This is a genomic window from Marinovum sp., from assembly GCF_034669705.1.
Taxonomy (GTDB): domain Bacteria; phylum Pseudomonadota; class Alphaproteobacteria; order Rhodobacterales; family Rhodobacteraceae; genus Marinovum.
Genome location: NZ_JAXMOR010000016.1, coordinates 44,436 through 61,316 on the forward strand (window position 1 = coordinate 44,436; position 16,881 = coordinate 61,316).

The 16,881-nt window shown below is 66.8% G+C and carries 13 protein-coding genes; 5 read left to right on the forward strand and 8 right to left on the reverse strand.

Translation table 11 applies throughout. The annotated features are described in order from the left end of the window. Positions 1-2: 2 nt before the first annotated feature. The 6 genes from VOI27_RS12725 to VOI27_RS12750 form a co-directional block, all read right to left on the reverse strand. Positions 3-518 carry a tripartite tricarboxylate transporter TctB family protein gene (locus VOI27_RS12725; protein WP_323765728.1) on the reverse strand — a complete coding sequence of 172 codons (516 nt, stop codon included), beginning with the start codon at positions 516-518 and terminating at the stop codon, positions 3-5. A 67-nt stretch (positions 519-585) separates the two neighbouring features. Next, a complete protein-coding gene (locus tag VOI27_RS12730) occupies positions 586-1,575 on the reverse strand; it encodes a tripartite tricarboxylate transporter substrate binding protein (protein ID WP_323765729.1) in 990 nt (329 codons plus the stop codon). Positions 1,576-1,601: 26 nt separating this feature from the next. Continuing rightward, positions 1,602-3,191, reverse strand: a complete 1,590-nt coding sequence (locus VOI27_RS12735) for a sulfatase (protein WP_323765730.1) — start codon at positions 3,189-3,191, stop codon at positions 1,602-1,604. 254 nt (positions 3,192-3,445) lie between these two features. Then, positions 3,446-4,717 carry a histidinol dehydrogenase gene (hisD, locus tag VOI27_RS12740; RefSeq protein ID WP_323765731.1) on the reverse strand — a complete coding sequence of 424 codons (1,272 nt, stop codon included), beginning with the start codon at positions 4,715-4,717 and terminating at the stop codon, positions 3,446-3,448. Positions 4,718-4,891: 174 nt separating this feature from the next. After that, entirely contained in the window at positions 4,892-7,327 is a 2,436-nt protein-coding gene (locus tag VOI27_RS12745) for an FAD-dependent oxidoreductase (RefSeq protein WP_323765732.1), read from the reverse strand. Positions 7,328-7,589: 262 nt separating this feature from the next. Further along, positions 7,590-8,564 carry a LysR family transcriptional regulator gene (locus VOI27_RS12750; RefSeq protein ID WP_323765733.1) on the reverse strand — a complete coding sequence of 325 codons (975 nt, stop codon included), beginning with the start codon at positions 8,562-8,564 and terminating at the stop codon, positions 7,590-7,592. 177 nt (positions 8,565-8,741) lie between these two features. Between VOI27_RS12750 and VOI27_RS12755 the strand changes: the two genes are divergently transcribed. Then, a complete protein-coding gene (locus VOI27_RS12755) occupies positions 8,742-9,512 on the forward strand; it encodes an IclR family transcriptional regulator (RefSeq protein ID WP_323765734.1) in 771 nt (256 codons plus the stop codon). A gap of 174 nt (positions 9,513-9,686) precedes the next feature. Here the strand turns inward: VOI27_RS12755 and VOI27_RS12760 are convergent, their stop codons facing one another. Beyond that, on the reverse strand, positions 9,687-10,091 hold the full coding sequence (locus tag VOI27_RS12760; RefSeq protein WP_323765735.1) for a rhodanese-like domain-containing protein: 405 nt from the start codon (positions 10,089-10,091) through the stop codon (positions 9,687-9,689). A gap of 124 nt (positions 10,092-10,215) precedes the next feature. Between VOI27_RS12760 and VOI27_RS12765 the strand changes: the two genes are divergently transcribed. The 4 genes from VOI27_RS12765 to VOI27_RS12780 are packed head-to-tail and all read left to right on the forward strand — an operon-like array spanning position 10,216 to position 15,987. Continuing rightward, positions 10,216-11,481 carry an FAD-binding oxidoreductase gene (locus tag VOI27_RS12765; protein WP_323765736.1) on the forward strand — a complete coding sequence of 422 codons (1,266 nt, stop codon included), beginning with the start codon at positions 10,216-10,218 and terminating at the stop codon, positions 11,479-11,481. Between the two features lie 3 nt (positions 11,482-11,484). After that, the gene (locus VOI27_RS12770) at positions 11,485-13,590 is read left to right on the forward strand and encodes a hydantoinase/oxoprolinase family protein (protein ID WP_323765737.1); all 2,106 of its coding nucleotides are present in this window, start codon (positions 11,485-11,487) and stop codon (positions 13,588-13,590) included. Beyond that, the gene (locus VOI27_RS12775) at positions 13,587-15,233 is read left to right on the forward strand and encodes a hydantoinase B/oxoprolinase family protein (RefSeq protein WP_323765738.1); all 1,647 of its coding nucleotides are present in this window, start codon (positions 13,587-13,589) and stop codon (positions 15,231-15,233) included. The genes VOI27_RS12770 and VOI27_RS12775 overlap by 4 nt, the downstream gene beginning before the upstream one ends. 4 nt (positions 15,234-15,237) lie before the next feature. Beyond that, positions 15,238-15,987 carry an SDR family oxidoreductase gene (locus tag VOI27_RS12780; protein WP_323765739.1) on the forward strand — a complete coding sequence of 250 codons (750 nt, stop codon included), beginning with the start codon at positions 15,238-15,240 and terminating at the stop codon, positions 15,985-15,987. 69 nt (positions 15,988-16,056) lie between these two features. Here the strand turns inward: VOI27_RS12780 and VOI27_RS12785 are convergent, their stop codons facing one another. Beyond that, entirely contained in the window at positions 16,057-16,821 is a 765-nt protein-coding gene (locus tag VOI27_RS12785; RefSeq protein ID WP_323765740.1) for an IclR family transcriptional regulator, read from the reverse strand. Positions 16,822-16,881 lie beyond the last annotated feature (60 nt).

Genomic DNA, 16,881 nt, shown 5'->3' on the forward strand with positions numbered 1-16,881 from the left:
GATCACCCGAGGACCGATTGCAGCGTCAGCCCGAGAAAGCCGAGGGGCAGCACGACGTTGAAGAGGATCTCGAAGACGAAGCCGATGATGAGGGACACGGCCAGCGGGAAGACCAAGAAGGCCAGCCGCGACCGTGTCCCCATCACCGCCAGCATTCCGGCGACCGTGAGAGTGGTGGCAATGTAATATCCCAGCAACCGGAACGACGCGACGTAGAAGGCGACGATTACCACGAAGCCGATCAGCCGCAGTGCGGTCCGTCCGGCCAGTGTCGGCGCCTCGTCTGATGCGGGCCTGGCGCCGCGGGCCAGGGTCTGGACCGCGATGACCAGGACAAAGGCGGCCATCAGGCCCGCTATGATCTCGAGAAACAGCGCCGAGTTGGAAAAGGCGTCACCGCTGGCCGCACGTTTCGCGACCAGGGTCACGCGGGTTTCAAAGAAGGCGACCGCCGTGATCAGTGCGAAGATCCCGAGAAAGGCCAGTTCTGCGATTTTGCCACGAAATCCGGTGGGCATGGCGGTCACCTCCTGGTGTGACTGTCGCGCCCGGCACAGCGTCTGCGGGCCGGGCGCACAGCTGGGGTCAGTTGTTCAGCTGCTCTTTTTCCCAAGCGACCGCATCGGCGGCGGCAGAGAGCTGTTCGCGCACATTGGTCACGGTGGCCTCGAAGTCCTCGGGCGGCAGTTTCGGCACGAAGAAGTTCAGGCTTTCGAGCCGTGACACGACCTCGGGGTTGTTCAGCGTCTTTTCCATCGCATCGCGCAGCACCTGCACCTGCGCGTCGGGCGTGTCGGGATGCAGCGTGAACCAGTGCCAGCCCATCGGGGCCAGTCCGCTCAGGCCAATGTCGGTGCCGAACTCGGTCACCAGCGGCGCATCGTCAAAGAACTTCTTGACGCCGGGGTCGTCGTTCAGCACCACCACCGGCTTGAAGGCATCGGCGTTGGCGGAATAGGTGGCGGGCGAGACGAACATGTAGTCGATCACCCCGGCGCGCAGGTCTTTCAGGGCGTCACCGTCCTGCTGGTAGGGGATGTTGCGGGCATAGGCGCCGTTGGCGCGCATGGTCTGGGCCATGATCATATGCGGCAGGTTGCCGTAGCTGCCCGACGAATAGCGCACGCCGTTGGGGTTGTTCTTGACGTAGTCGACAAAGGCCGGGAAGTCGGGGAACCTGTCGTCATCCTTGCGAACGGCAATGGCAAAGGGGACCGTCACGCCGGAATAGAGCGGGATGAAATCCTTGGCCGACCAGTCGGCATTGCCGAGCAGCGGCTGCAGCACCAGCGGCGCGACCCAGTTGTCGATAATGGTGTAGCCGTCCGCCGGGCGGTCCAGCCCGGTCTGTACCGCGCGCACGCCGGCCGCCCCCGGATTGGACACCACGGGCAGCGACACCCCCAGTTCCTGGCTCATGCCTTCGGCGATGACCTGAACCGCCGACATGGCGGTGCCCGGCCCCCAGGGGAACACGACCTCGATGTTGCGCGCGGGGTAGTCCTGCGCCGAAAGCGGCTGGGCCAGCATCAAGGCGCCGGCCAGCGCTGCGGATATCTTCGTGGTGAAACTCATCTTCCTTCTCCTCCTCCAAGAAGTTCTCAGCCGGCCGAACGTTTCGGCGCGGCGGTTTCGGACAGGACATCGTCCAGCCCGTAGTAATGAAAAAGTTCGGGCGGTGCCTCGTGGCGGGCGAATGTCTCGGCCAGTGCGCGCTGCAGCCGCGCCGTGGTGCCCGGTGCCTCGATCGGTGTCGTCTGGCCCGGATCGACCCGCAGGTCGTAGACCGCTGATCCCGCAGCGCTGTCGGCCGCCGCGGCAAAGCCCGCTTCCTTGACCTCGCGCGCCACCGGCACCCGCATCAGCCTTGCGCCCTTGGTAAAGCCCAGCGGCGGTACCATCCCGGCCTGGCCCAATTCCTCGGGCGAGAAGCTCTCGGTCATGTGCTGAGGCGCCATGGTGTACATGTTGAGCGCATCGGTGGCCGTGGACGTGGGATAATGTACGTAGCTGTAGCTGCCGTCGGTCACCCCCATGGGGCCGCCGAACAGGCCGAAGACGACCGTGCGGTCCTCGGCCGGCGCGTCTGGATTGGCGAGATGCGGCAGCAACGACCGGGCCTGAACCTCGCCCGGCACCGGAACGCCGTTGAGCTCCAGCAGTGTCGGCATGATATCCATGGTCTGGGTCACGCCGCCGCGGCGGGTGCCGGCCTGATCGGCGTGGTCCGGGTGCCAGACCATCAGCGGGATATGGGCGATCTCCTCGTAGCAGGGCATCTTGTTCTTGCCCCACCATTCATGTTCGCCCAGCAGGTAGCCGTGATCGGTGGTGACGATCAGGCAGGTGTCCTGCCAGGCGCCGGTCGCGTCCATCCAGTCGAGCAGCTGGCCGAAATAATCGTCGCACATCCGCAACAGCGCGCGGTAGTTGCCGCGGATGCTGTCGATTTCCTCGGGGCTGTTGGCCAGCCTTTCATAGGGCGGCCAGTCCAGAACCGGGCGGCTGTCGTCGCCGTCGCGAAAACGGTCGGCGGCCATGAAGGGCTCATGCGGGTCGAAGCATTCAAGTTGCAGCAGCCAGTCGTCCGCATCCTTGTTGCCGTCGAGAAACTCGAAAGCCGAGGCAAAGCACTGCGCGAGCGGGTAGTCGGCCTCGTCGGTCATGTGCTCGGCGTTCAGGGCATGCTGCATGCGGCGATAGGCGAGCGGGTCGGTGGAGCGATGGGTCAGCGTGCCTTCGGGCAGCCTGTCCAGCGGGTAGTGGCGGGGGTCATAACCCTCGCGCAGGGCCGCGACATCGGGGGCCACGCGCACGGTAACCGGGTCGTACTCCTGACCGCGCTTGAAGCTCCAGCTGTCGAAGGCCTGCGCATAGCCCGCGCCGCCGGGTTCGAAGTAGTGGTAATGGTCGGTCACCATATGCGTATAGACGCCGGCGGTGCTGAGCATCTGCGCATAGGAATTGTCGAACGGCTCGAGCGGACCCCAGGGCCGGTGCATCATGTTCAGCCGTCCGGTGTGCATGTCGCGGCGCGCCGGCATGCAGGGCAGCGAGCCCACGTAATGCTTGTCGAAGGTGACGGCGCGATCGGCGAAACGGGCGAAGTTCGGCGTCAGCGTGGCATCGCCGCCATAGGGCGCAAGCGCTGTGCGATTCAATGAATCGAATATGACAAAGATCGTCTTCACCGGTCATCCTCCCTCGTCTGCCGCGCCCCCTCCGGCTGGCATGTCGAGCAACTTAGAAGCTGGTGGCGAAGAAATATAATCGAATTAGGTGCGGGTCGGTATTCCTGAAATTGATACCTTGGTTGATGCAGTCGGCGCGCGTTCGCCCTGCCGAAGAGCAAGCGTCGTCTCTCGCTGTCCCGAAACGGCGCCGGCAGCTGAGCCGAATGCTTCAGCGCGCGCGGCTTTAAGGCGCACAGCCGCTAGGGCGTCTGTCAGGCGCGGGCAAGGCGGAGTTCCGCGGCTCTGGCGTGGCCCTCCATCCCTTCGATGCGGCTGATCCGGGCGGTACGGAGGGCCAGCTCGTGCGATGCCGTGGCGGTGCAGCGTTGCCAGGTGACGGTCTTGGTGAACTTGTGCACGGACAGCCCGCCGGTATAGCGCGCCGCGCCGCTGGTGGGCAGCACGTGGTTGGGGCCGGAGCTCTTGTCGCCGAAGGCCACGGTGGTCTCTGCGCCCAGAAACAGCGAGCCGTAGGCGGAGAGGCGGGTCAGCCACCAGTCGAGATCGGCGGCCTGGACCTGCAGATGTTCTGGCGCGTAGCGGTCCGAGACCTGCGCCGCCTCTTCGCGGCTGTCGCAGAGGATCACCTCGGCGCGCTCGGCCCAGGCGGTGCGCGCGGCAGAGGCGTTGGGCTCGGGCAGCTCGGCGATCAGGGCCGGGACGCGGGCCAAGACGGCCTCGGCCAGGGCGCGGTCGGTGGTGACCAGCCAGACCGGGCTGTCGGCGCCGTGCTCGGCCTGGCTGACGAGGTCCCAGGCGACGGTCTCGGGATCGGCGGTGGCATCGGCGATGACCAGCGAGTCGGTGGGCCCCGCGAACATGTCGATGCCGACCTCGCCGAAGAGCATGCGCTTGGCCTCGGCCACGTAGCTGTTGCCGGGCCCGACGAGGATGTCGGCCGGTTGGCCTCCGAACAGGCCCTGCGCCATGGCGGCCACGCCCTGCACGCCGCCGAGGTTGAGGATCAGGTCGGCACCGCAGAGGTCCATGGCAAAGACGATGGCATCGGGGATGCCGGCGCCCGGCCGGGTGGGTGAGACGGCGGTGATATGGCGCACGCCCGCGACCTTGGCGGTGGTGATCGTCATCAGCGCGCTGGCGACATGGCTGTAGCGGCCGCCCGGCACGTAGCAGCCGGCGCTGGCGACGGGGATCTGCTTTTGGCCCGCGATCAGCCCCGGGATGACCTCGACCTCGCAGTCACCGAGCGTGGCCTTCTGCGCCTCGGCAAAGCGGCGGATGTTGGCCTGAGCAAAGCGGATGTCGTCCTTGAGCTGCTGCGGGACGCGGGCGCAGGCCGCTTGGCGGGCCGCGTCAGAGAGCACGATATCGCCGGTCCAGCCATCGAGCCGCTTGGCGTAGTCGCGCACCGCCGCCTCGCCGTCGCGGGCGATCGTGGCGAGCATGGTTGAGACGGTGTCGCGGATGTCGCTGGTCTCGACCGCGGGGCGGGGGGTGGCTTGCTTGAGGTAGGTGATGGCCATGGTGTCAGCCTTTCCGTGTAGAATCAGACATCAGGCCGGCGAATTCCGAGGACAGCGCAACCGTGCTTCCGGGCTGCGGGTGCATGCGCCGCGGTGGCGCAGTCCGGGCTGGGGGGACGCGGCACAGGTGCATGTTCTCGGTCCTTTCCGGGATCGGCAGGCGGCGCTTCACGCTCAGGCACGCATCCGGCTGTAGTCGGGGTCATAGGGCGAAGGAGCGATGACTTCGGCCTTGACCAAATCGCCGCAGAGGTCGAGCTCCAGCGTGCTGCCCGGGGCGGCGAAATCCGGGTCGACGAAGGCATAGGCGAGGTTCAGCCCCGTCCGGTGGCCCCAGTCGCCCGAGGTGATCGTGCCCTTGACCGTATCGCCCTGCATCAGCGAGGCGCCGCCGTGGGCCGGTGCCTTGGTGGTGTCGATCTTCAGCGTGACCAGTCGCGCGCGCGGGCCTTCCGCGATGCGTTTTTGCAGCGCCTCCTTGCCGATGAAACCTTCCTTTTCGGGCTTCACGAAGCGGTCGAGGCCGGTCTCGAAGGGGTCGAACTCGGTCAAGAGGTCGGCCTTCCAGTGCAGGAAGCCTTTCTCCATCCGCATCGAGTCCACCGCGCGGGCGCCAAACAGTTTCAGCCCGTGCGCCTCGCCGGCTTCGCGCAGCGCGAGGTAGGCGGCGTAGAGCGCGTTGTTGGGCACGTGGATCTCGTAGGCCAACTCACCGGAAAAGCTGACACCCAGAACGGTGGCCGGGACGAAGCCGATGAAGCATTCGCGCACGCTGAGCCAGGGAAAGGCCGCTTTCGACCAGTCGCCGCGCGAGCAGGCGGACAGCACGTCGCGGGCCTTGGGACCGGCCAGCACGAGGATGGTCTGGTCGTTGGTCAGGCTGCGGATCTGCACGTCCTCGTCCGGGTTAAGGTGCATCCGGAGCCAGTCCATGTCGTGGTATTCGCTGGCCGCCGCCGAGCCGTACCAGACGCGCTGCGGCCCCCGGTCCGAGGCGGGCAGGTTCGCGATGGTCGCCTCGCCCTTGACCATGCCGTGGTGGTTGAGCAGGTAGCCCAGCCCGACGCGGCCATCGCGCTTGGTGACCGCACCGCAGAACATCCGGTCGAGGAAGGCGTGGCGGTCGGCGCCGGTGATCTCGAACCGGTTGAAGCCGTTGACCTCGCAGAGGCCGACATTCTCGGAGACGTTCTTCACCTCGGCGGCGACCACGTCGAAGGCCTCGTCGAAGTTGAAGCTCAGCGTCGGGTGAAATTCCGGCGAGGGCTTGAGGTACTCCATCCGCTCCCAGCCGTTGACCACGGTGAACTCGGCGCCCTCTGCCGCCAGCACCGGCGTCAGCGGCGTGGTCTTGGCGGGACGCGCGGCGGGGCGGTGCTCGTGCGGGAAGTGGAAGCGGAACTCGTTCTGGTAGTCCTCGATGGCCTTCAGCGCGGTCAGCTCGACGTTGGCATGGCCGGTGAAGCGGCGCGGGTCGATGACCCAGGTGTCGTACTGCGCCTCGCCATGCACGATCTGCTGCGCCAGCAGCCAGCCGTGGCCGCCGCCTTCGCCCAGCCCGGCCCGCAAGCCGATGATGCAGAAGGCGTTGCGTTTGCCGGGGATTGGCCCCACCAAGGGCGCACCGTCGATGGTATAGGTGATCGGGCCGTTGACGATCGAGCGGATGCCGGTCTCGGCCAGCGCGGGCATGCGCTCGAAGGCGCCCTCGAGCACGTCCATCACCCGGTCGAGGTCATCGGGGCAGAGCGCGTTGACGAACTTCGGATCGATGCCGTCCATGCCCCAGGTCTTGCAGCCCTGTTCGTAGAACCCGACCAGCAGGCCGTTCTTTTCCTGCCGGCTGTAGTAGTCGCTGATCGGGCAGCGCAACAGCGGCATGCGGTGGCCTGCCTCGACGATGGCGGGGATATCCTCGGTCAGGAAATACTGGTGCTCCATCGAGGCGACAGGGTGATGCACACCCATCATCGACCCCACCTCGTTGACGCGGTAGCCGCAGGCGTTGACCACGATATCGCAGTCGATGTCGCCCTTTTCGGTGTGCACCGTCCAGGTGTCGTCCTTGTGCTGGGTCAGCGCGGTGACCGGCGTGTTGCGATAGACCTCGGCCCCGGCCTTCCGCGCATGATAGGCCAGCGCCTGGCATAGCTGCGCCGGGTCGATATCGCCGTCCAGCGGATCCCACAGCCCGCCCAGCAGGTTGTCGGTCGAGATCAGCGGATGCCGCCGGGCGCATTCCTCGGCGTCGATCACCTCAAGCTCGACCCCCATGCCCCGCGCCATCGACGAGAAGTGCCGATAACCCTGCATCTGCGCCTCGGTATTGGCCAGCCGGATGCCGCCGTCGGCGTGGTGATAGTTGATCGGATACTCGGGGTCCTCGGACAGCCGCTTGTAAAGCGCGATCGAATGCGTCTTCAGCCCCACCATCGTCTGGGTGCCGCCGAAGTTCGTCACCTGCGCCGCCGAATGCCAGGTGGTTCCGGACGTCAGCTCGTCGCGCTCGACCAGCACCACGTCCGACCAGCCTTCCTGCGTCAGGTGATAGAGCGTCGAGCACCCGGCAATGCCGCCGCCGATCACAACAACTTTGGTCCGAGATTTCATGGGGTGCGCCTCCGATACATGTTGGGGGCAGTAGGCGGCCAAGTTGCTGCACGTGCAATGGCGATCTATGTTGATGTCAAAATATCGCAGTTCGCTTTCGGCGATTTGAGAGTAAGGCGGAACCTGTTGCCAACGGGCGATAAAATTCCGTCCCTCGTGGCCTGAGCGGTACCGGATATGCCATGGCGGCCGGACCCCGCCGCCGACGCGGTGGGCATCGGTCCCGCAGGGCGTTGCCGTTCCTCAATCCTTGCCCACGGCGTCAGTCGATCAGGCGAAAGCTGTCCTCGAGCCAGGGATCGCTTTGGTGGAGCGGCGCGATGGCGTGCCTGCGGATCAGGCTGCGGACCTTGGTGTCCACGAGCTCGATCACCGAACGCGAGCAGTCGGGCGTCGTCACCAGCGCCAGCGTCCTTGCGAAGGCCTTGCCGGGAAAGCGGTGCATCTGCACTTGCTGGTGGAACGATTTGGCGCGGGAAAACAGCAGCGGCGTGGTGATGGTCCAGCCGGCACCGGCGGCGACCATGGCCATCAGCGTCTGGTTGTTGCTGCACTCGAAGCGATGCGGCGAGGTCACGCCGATCCGCCTGAGTTGCGATTCGATCTGGCGGGCGATCATCAGGTTGCCGGAAAACCGCAGGAACGGCAGTTTGGTCGTGCCGTCCACCACATTCGCCAGGGATTGCGACGCGAGGCGCGGCAGCACCACCACAAACGGATCGCGCAGCAGCGGGCGGTCCTGCAGATCGCTCAGCCGCTCATCCGGCGCGGTGGTGATCCCGAGGTCGAGCTGACGGTTGCGTAACATTCCGATCAGGTCGTGGCTCGACGCGGTGTAGAACATGAAATTGCAGGCCGGCATGTGGGACGACAGCGACACCGCAAGGCCGGGCACGATATCGCTTTCGAAATCCTCGATAGAGCCGATCCGCAGGTGGCTCGCCTCGGCCACGCTGCCGGCAGAGGCCTCGGCGCGGGCCTTGCGGATGGCGCGCAGCGCGTCGTCGATATTGCGCAGGAAGGCCTGTCCCTTGGGCGTCAGCACCATCGGCCGGCGGGCATGGTTGAACAGCTCGACGCCCAGATGCTCTTCGAGGCTGCGCAGGTGATGCGAGACGGTGCTGACGGTCAGCCCCGCCTCTCGCGCGCCGGCCTGAAGCGAGCCCTGGGTGGCACAGATCTGAAACAGCTCGAGAGACTTGAGGCTGAGGTCGCGGGAGGTGAGGGAGCGGGCCATGAAAAGGTCTCGACGGTTGCATCAAGGGCGCGAGGGTACGCGCGTCATCTCGAAGTATAAATCTCAAATTATCGCAAACACGTCTGTGCGGCAGTCCGGCGCCCCGGTCAAGGCGTCTGCCCCGCCGGCTTTCGAAGCCGGGCTGCAACTGATACCAAGGCGAAAACAGGACACCGCATGAACATGGACGCCCCGGAAAAGCCCAAGGTGGATTCGACCCTGTCGAAGGGGCTGTCGATCCTCGAGAGCCTCGCGGCCTCGCAGGAGGCGAAGGGTGTCACCGAGCTGTCCAAGGAATTGGGGCTGACCAAGTCGAACACCTTTCGCCTGCTCCAGACCCTGACGACGCTGGGCTATGTCCAGCATCTGCCCGACAAGACCTATTCCGCCACGCTCAAGACATGGCGCGTCGGCCGGGCCTCGGTCGAGAACCTGAACCTGCGGGACATGGCAGCGCCCGAGCTGTCGGTTCTGTCGCGGGAAACCGGCGAGACGGTCTATCTGGCGGTGCGCGAGGGGCTGTCGGTGGTCTATATCGACAAGCTCGACAGCCAGAAGCCGATCCGGTCGTGGAACGCCATCGGCGGCACCGCGCCGCTGCATTGCGTGGGTACCGGCAAGGCCATCCTCGCGGCAGCCCACGACACGTTGCGCGACCAGATCGGTGGCGCTCTGACGCGGCACACCGACCGGACGCTGACCGATCTTACGGCGCTGGAGGCCGATCTTGCGCGCACGCGCGCGCGCGGCTTTGCCTTCGACACCGGCGAGTTTCGCGAGCGCATCCTCAGCTTCGGCGCGGCGATCACCCTGCCGGGGGGCGAGCCTGTGGGGGCGCTGGGCATTTCTCTGCCCGACATCAACCTGCCCGAAGGCGGCGAAGAGCGGTTCGGCGCGCTGGTGGCCGATGCCGCCCGGTCCGTTTCGGAAAAGCTGGCCGGCAGCTAGGCGCGGCAACCCCGGAACGTCGCATCTGTCAGCGACGGCGGCAGGGGCGCTGCCCCTCGTCCTGCGGGCTCACCCCGAGGTATTTTCGAACAAGAGAAGGACAGGATCGCCTCCGGCCGTCTGTCTGAACCCCTCTCTGACGGGCCACGGTCCCCCGGCCGGTCAGGATGCAGATCAGGGTTTGGGGTCGGGATACACCACCGGACCGCCCTGTTCCTTCCAGGTCGAGAAGCCCTCCTTCAGGTGCACGGCGTCGAACCCCATGTCCTGCAGGGTCGCCGTGGTCAGCGCCGAGCGCCAGCCCGAAGCGCAGTGCAGCACGAATGTCTTGCCGTCCTGGGTGAAGATGTCCTTGAAGTAAGGGCTGTCGGGGTCGACCCAGAACTCGATCATCCCGCGGGGCGCGTGAAAGCTGCCGGGGATATGACCGCTGCGCTGGCGCTCGCGCACGTCGCGGATATCGACCACCACGACGTCGGGATCGTCCAGCATGGCGATCAGCTCGGCGGTTTCGAGTTCTGTGATCCGGGCGCGGGCCTCGGCCACCATCCGGGCCGAGGAGATCTTGAGAGCGGCCATCATCCATCCTTCCGGGGGTAGGGCTGTGCCGGTATACGGAACAGTTATTTCAAATATTGACACTATTCAGGGGCGCATGCAAGCTCTGGCGCAAGTGGGCGGTGGCCCGCATCAGGAGGTCTGAATGACCGCAGTTTCGCTCTGGGATGTCTCTGCGCAGGAGCCCGACTACCGGGCGCCGCTGGAGGGCGACGTGCAGGTCGACGTGGCCATCGTTGGCGGCGGTTACACTGGCCTGTCGACCGCGCTGCATTGCGCCGAAGCGGGGCTTTCGGCGCATGTGGTCGAGGCCGAGCAGATCGGCTTTGGCGGCTCCGGCCGCAACGTCGGGCTGGTCAACGCCGGGCTCTGGCTGCCGCCCCGGCAGGTCCGCGCGCTTCTGGGCGAGACCTATGGGCCGCGGTTCGTCAAACGGTTCTGCAAAGGGCCGGAGCATGTGTTCTCACTGATCGAGAAACACCAGATTCGCTGCGAGGTGACCCGCACCGGCACGATCCATGCCGCGCATGGCCCGAAGGGATTTGCCGATCTTCAGGACCGGCACAAGGAATGGCAGCGCTTGGGCGAGCCGGTGGACCTGCTGTCGCGCGACGAGGTCTCCGGGCTGATCGGCACCGACCATTTTCACGGCGGTCTGGTCGACCGGCGCTGCGGCACGATCAACCCGATGGGGTATTGCCGCGGGCTGGCCCGCGCCGCGCTGGGGGCCGGCGCGAGGATCAGCACCGGGGTGCGCGCCACCAAGCTGCACCGCGACGGCGACCTGTGGAAAGTCGAGACCACCGCCGGCGTGATCACCGCCAAAGCCGTGGTGCTGGGCACCAACGCCTATACCGACGATCTCTGGCCCGGGCTCAAACGCGTCTTCACGATCATCAACTACTTCCAGCTGGCCACGAAACCGCTTGGGCCTGAGGCGGATGACATCCTGCCCGACCGGCAGGGGGTCTGGGACACCGGGCAGTTCATGTTCAGCCTGCGCCGCGATGCCTCTGACCGGCTGCTGGTCGGCTCCATGGGCAAGGTCATGGGCGACAAGGACCACGGCCTGTCGCACCGGTTTGCCCGCAAGCAGATTGCCCGGCTGTTCCCGACCCTCGGCCCGGTGGACTTCGACGAGGCCTGGCACGGCCAGATCGCGATGACGCCCGACCACCTGCCGCGCATCCACGAGCTTGCGCCCAACCTCTTCACGCCGATCGGCTACAACGGCCGCGGCATCACCACCGGCACCCTGTTCGGCGAGACCATGGCCGGGCTGCTGACCGGCATGGACCGTGCCGATCTGCCCCTGCCGATGACCGAGATGTCGACGGTGCCGCGTGCGCCGCTGATGTCGCGGCTCTATCACTCCGCCTTTACCGCCAACCAGCTTCTCAAGGCCCTCTGACCCATGAACCATCCCAAGATCCGTGTCGGCGTCGATATCGGTGGCACCTTCACCGATGTCGCGCTGTCGCATCCCGACGGGCTCGCGACCTGCAAGGTGCTGACCGATTATGCCCGGCCCGAACAGGCCATTCTCGACGGTATCGCCATCGCCGCCGAGACGGCCGGTGTTGCGTTGGCAGAGATCGGTCAGGTGATCCACGGCACCACGCTGGTCACCAATGCGCTGATCCAGCGTCAAGGCGCGCGGCTGGCCTTTATCACCACCGAAGGCTTTCGTGACGTGATCGAGATGCGCTCGGAGAACCGCTTCGAGCAGTATGACCTGAACCTGACCCTGCCCAAACCGCTGGTGGCGCGCGAGGACCGGTTTACGCTCAGCGAGCGTATGGGGCCGGCGGGCGAGGTGCTGCTGCCGCTCGAATCCTCGGACATCGAGGCGGTGGTCGCGCAGGTGCTGGCTGGCGGCTATGAGGCGGTGGCGATCGGGCTGATGCACGCCTATGCCAATGACGCGCATGAGGTGCGGATGGCCGAGGCGCTGCGCAAGGCCGCGCCAGAGCTGTCGATCTCGCTGTCCTCGGTGATTTCGCCGCAGATGCGCGAGCTGCCGCGGTTCAACACGGTGATCGCCAATGCCTATGTGCAGCCGCAGGTCGCCGATTACCTCGGCCGGCTGGTCACGCGTCTGGGCGAGGCCGGGGTCTCGGCGCCGGTCTTCATGCTGCATTCCGGCGGCGGGCTGATCTCGGTCGAGGTGGCGGCGGAACAACCCGTCAGGCTGCTGGAATCCGGCCCCGCCGGCGGCGCGATCTTTGCTGCCGATTTCGCCCGCGGCCATGGGCTGGAGTCGGTGCTTTCGTTTGACATGGGCGGCACCACCGCCAAGATCTGCCTGATCGAGGAGGGCGCGCCCAAGACCGCCAATACCTTCGAGGTGGCGCGCACCTATCGCTTCAAGAAGGGCTCCGGCATGACGGTCTCGACCCCGGTGGTCGAGATGGTCGAGATCGGCGCCGGCGGCGGCTCGATCGCCTCCATCGACACGATGGGCCGCATCCAGGTCGGGCCGCGCTCGGCCGGCTCCGAGCCGGGACCGGCCTGCTATGGCAAGGGCGGCACGGAGCCGACGGTGACCGATGCGAACCTGCTGCTCGGCCGTCTGGACCCGGAGAATTTTGCCGGCGGGGCGATCCCCTTGTCGGTGGCGGCGTCGGAGACGGCGGTGACCGGCCGGCTGGCCGACACCCTCGGCATCAGCGCCGCCGACGCGGCCTTTGGCGTGACCGAGATGGTCGACGAGAACATGGCCAACGCGGCCCGCGTCCACACCGTGGAGAACGGCCGCGACATCGAGCATTTCACCATGATCGGCTTCGGCGGCGGCGCGCCGCTGCATGCCTGCCGGCTGGCCGAGAAGCTCGGCATTGCCGAGCTGATCATCCCGCCCGGCGCGGGGGTCGGCTCGGCCATCGGGTTCCTCAAGGCGCCGTTCAGCTACGAGGCGACGCGGGGGATGTTCCAGCGGCTTGACGGGTTCGACGCCGCCAGCGTCAATGCGGCACTGGCCGAGCTCGAGGAGGAAGCCGCGGCCTTTGTCGCCGCCGGGGCCTCTGGGGCCGAGGGCGCCGAGGCCGCCGAGACCACCACCCGGCTCACCGCCTTCATGCGCTACACGGGGCAGGGCTGGGAGATCCCGGTGGTGCTGCCCTACAAGTCCTTCGTCGACGGTGACAAATCCGAGATCCTCACCGCCTTCGAGGCCGCCTACCGCACGCTCTTCGGTCGGGTGATCGAGGGTCTTGGCATCGAGATCACCAACTGGTCGCTGGTGGTCGCCTCGGTGCTGCCCGAGACGCCGCCCGTTTCCCGCCACGACAGCGGCACGGCGGTCACGGTTCGGCGCACGCGGCAGTTCTACGACGCCGCGCTGCGCCAGACCGTCGCGGCGCAGGAGGTCGAGCGCGCCGAGATGACCGCCGGCCGCGCCGTCGACGGCCCGGCGGTGATCGTCGAGAGTGAGACCACGACCATCGTCACCTCCGCCTACCGCTGCATAGGCCAGGGCGACGGCAGCCTGCGCCTGATCCGCAAGGGAGACAAATCATGAGCCCGACCGCCATCGACTACCAGATCATGTGGAACCGGCTGATCGCCGTGGTCGAGGAACAGGCGACAACGCTGATCCGTACCGCCTTTTCCACCTCGGTGCGCGAGGCCGGCGACCTCTCGGCCGGGCTCTTCGACCGCCAGGGCCGGATGATGGCGCAGGCGGTGACCGGCACCCCCGGCCATGTCAACGCCATGGCCGAGAGCGTCACGCATTTCGTCCGCGAGATCGGGCCGCAGAACATCCTCGAGGGCGACGTCTACCTGACCAACGATCCCTGGATGGGCACCGGCCATCTGCATGACATCACCGTGGTCTCGCCTGCGTTCCGCGACGGGCAGCACATCGGGTTTTTCGCCTGCACCGCCCATGTGGTCGATATCGGCGGCCGCGGTTTCGGCCCCGATGCCAACGAGGTCTACGAGGAAGGCCTGCTGATCCCGATCATGAAATTCGCCGAGCGCGGCGAGGTGGCGCGCGCGTTGATCGGGCTGGTGCGCGCCAATGTGCGCGAGCCCGATCAGGTGGTGGGCGACCTCTATTCGCTGGCCGCCTGCAACGCCGCCGGCGACCGGCGGCTGCAGGCGATGATGGGCGAATTCGGCATCGCTGATCTGGAGGGGCTGTCGGAGTTCATCCTCGACGCCAGCCGCCGCGCCACCCGCGAGGCCATCGCCGCGGTGCCCGACGGCAGTTTCCGCCACCAGATGCAGGTCGACGGCTACGACGCCCCGGTCATGATGAAGGTGCAACTCGATATCGAGGGCGACCGCCTGAAGGCCGATTTCGCCGGCACCTCGGGCATGAGCCGCTTCGGGGTGAACTGCCCAGAGGTCTATACCCGGGCCTATGCCTGCTACGGGCTGAAATGCGCCATTGCCCCGCAGGTGCCCAACAACTCGGGCTCGCTGGAGCCCTTCGAGATTACCGCGCCCGAGGGCTGTATCCTCGCCGCCCGCCGCCCGGCGCCGGTCTCGGTGCGCCACGTTCTGGGGCATCTGGTGCCCGACGTGGTGCTTGGCGCGCTGCACCAGGCGCTGCCCGGCACGGTGCCGGCGGAGGGCGCCAGCGCGCTCTGGAACATCCAGATCTCGGCCCGGCCCAGCGACCCCGACAGCGGGCTGCCGAACCGCGAGGTGCTGATGTTCAACTCCGGCGGAACCGGCGCGCGGCCGGCGCTCGACGGGCTCTCGGCCACCGCTTTCCCCTCGGGCGTCTCGACGATGAGCGTCGAGGCGACAGAGCATGTCGGGCCGATCACCGTCTGGCGCAAGGATCTGCGTGAAGGCTCTGGCGGCGCCGGCGCGCAGCGCGGCGGGCTGGGGCAGGTGATCGAGATCGAGGCGCGGGCGGGCTATGATTTCCACTTCAACGCCATGTTCGACCGGGTCGACAATCCGGCACAGGGCCGCGAAGGTGGCGGGCCGGGGGCACCTGGCCGGGTCGAGCTGACCGACGGCAGGCAACTGCGCAGCAAGGGCCGGCAGTTGGTGAAAAACGGCCAGCGGCTGCGGTTGAGCCTGCCCGGCGGTGGCGGTTATGGCCCGGCCACGGACCGCGACCCTGAGCGGGTCAAGGACGACCTGCGCGCCGGGCTGATCACACCGGAGCAGGCCCGGCAGGACTATGGATACAAAGGATAGGATGATGACACAGAAACCCCTCGCACTGATCACCGGCGGCGCCCAAGGCATCGGATATGCCTGCGCCGAGGCCCTCAAGGAGGACGGCTTCGACGTGATCCTCGCCGACATCAAGGCCGACGGCGTGGCCACGGCCGGCGAAAAGCTGGGCGCGGTGGCGGCGGTCGCCTGCGACATGGGCGAGGTGGCCGAGGTTGAAGCGTTGTTCGACCGGATCGCCAAGGATCACGGGCCGCTCACGGCGCTGGTCAACAACGCCGGCGTCGCCATGCCGGGCGATTTCCTCGAGTACGACCTCGAGACCTGGGAGCGGGTGATCGCGATCAACCTGCGCGGCGTCTTTCTGGCGACGCAGAAGGCCGGGCGGATGATGGTCGAGAACCAGATCGAAGGTGCCATCGTCAACATGTCGTCGATCAACGCGCAGGTGGCGATTCCGGCGATCCCGGCCTATTGCGCCTCCAAAGGCGGGGTGATGCAGCTCACCAAGGTGGCCTCGCTGGCGCTGGCCAAGCACAACATCCGGGTCAACGCGGTGGGCCCCGGTTCGATCGACACCGAGATGATGGCCGGCGTCAACGCCAACCCCGAGGCCTTCAAGGTGGCGATGTCGCGCACGCCGCTCGGCCGCGCCGGCAGCGCCCGCGAGATCGGCGACGTGGTGGCCTTCCTGTGCTCGAAGAAGGCCAGCTACATCACCGGCGAGACGATCTATGTCGATGGCGGACGCCTTGGCCTGAACTACACCTGCTAGAGGCCGCGGGCCAGCGGTCCGCGACTGCCTCGGGCCGTTTCGGACGGCAGGGCGGGGTCGGATTGGCGGCTATTCGACGTTCGAAAACTCGGTCTGAACCCTTGTCTGCGCCTCGCGCAAGGCCTCGTCCAGCCGGGGCCGGATGTCGGCAAAGCGCATCGAAGGCACAGGCACCGAGATGGCGTGGTAGTTGCCGCTGAGGTCGCGGAACGCAAAGCCTGCGGCCGAGATGCCGGGCGTATGTTCATCGAGATCATAGGCCAGGCCGACGCTGCGGATATCGTCGAGCCTGGCCATCAGTGCCTGCATCTCGTCCGGCGGCAGCGGCCCGCCGGCTTCCTGCTCGATCATGGCGCGCGCCTGAACGTCCGGCATCAGCGACAGGCAGGCGCGGCCGTTGGCGGTGGTCGACAGCGGAAAGACCTCGCCCACCGAGGACACGGTGCGCAACCGGTGCAGCCCCGGCACCTGGTCGAGGAAGATCATCGCGCCGTTGCGCAGGACGGCCAGATCGGCAGTCTCTCCTGTCTTCTGGGTGACCTCGTTGAGGATTGATCGGCAGCGCTCGACGATGTTGAAATTGGCCGCCTCGGCAAAGGCACCGAGCTCTGGGCCGAGCCTGATGCCGCCGCCGTTCGGGTCCTGGATGATGAACCGCTCTGCGGACAGGGCACCGGCGATTCGCTGTACCGTAGAACGGGGCAGGTCCACCCGCGCGGCGATCTGACCGAGGCTGAGGCCGCTGCGTTCTTCCTTGAGCGCCCTCAGGATCGCCGCCGCCCGCGCAATGACCTGAATGCCAGAGCGGTCTTTTTTGCCATTTTCTTCAATCATGCAAGGTCTCGGCCCTTCTGTTCCTGCGGTTCTGCCGTGCCGGGTCTGGTCAGTTATGTA